At 42.6% G+C, this 319-nt stretch carries 1 pseudogene; it reads right to left on the bottom strand.

The annotated features are described in order from the left end of the window. Positions 1-319 (bottom strand): annotated as a pseudogene (locus C1G53_RS11190) (undecaprenyl/decaprenyl-phosphate alpha-N-acetylglucosaminyl 1-phosphate transferase); the annotation flags it as partial.

Here is a 319-nt window from a genome sequence, read left to right as displayed (position 1 = left end):
AGAGCCAGACAGGAAATTGAAGGAAAGGTCCTCCAAAAGGAATCTTAAAGCTATCAAAACGAAATTCCGTAAAAATCCAAATAATCGTCGCTGCAGCTAGAATACCAAACATTTTAGGAGCAGGCTTTAACTCCTTGACATCATCAATGAATCCCGTAAGAACGATAATGCTGGATGCTAGGACCAGGGGCCAGATATAATGCAAGTAAGTGCCATGGTAATTGACACGGGTAACAATTCCTGGTAAAAACCATAGGACAGAAATGGTAAATGCCACAAAGATAGCCAGACCTCCCGCTGAAGGCATGGGCACCTTATT

Origin of the sequence: Streptococcus suis, from assembly GCF_002960445.1 — a bacterium.
GTDB classification, from domain to species: domain Bacteria; phylum Bacillota; class Bacilli; order Lactobacillales; family Streptococcaceae; genus Streptococcus; species Streptococcus hyiners.
Note: the sequence above shows the minus strand (reverse complement) of the source record. Positions and strands in the feature narration are given on the sequence as shown.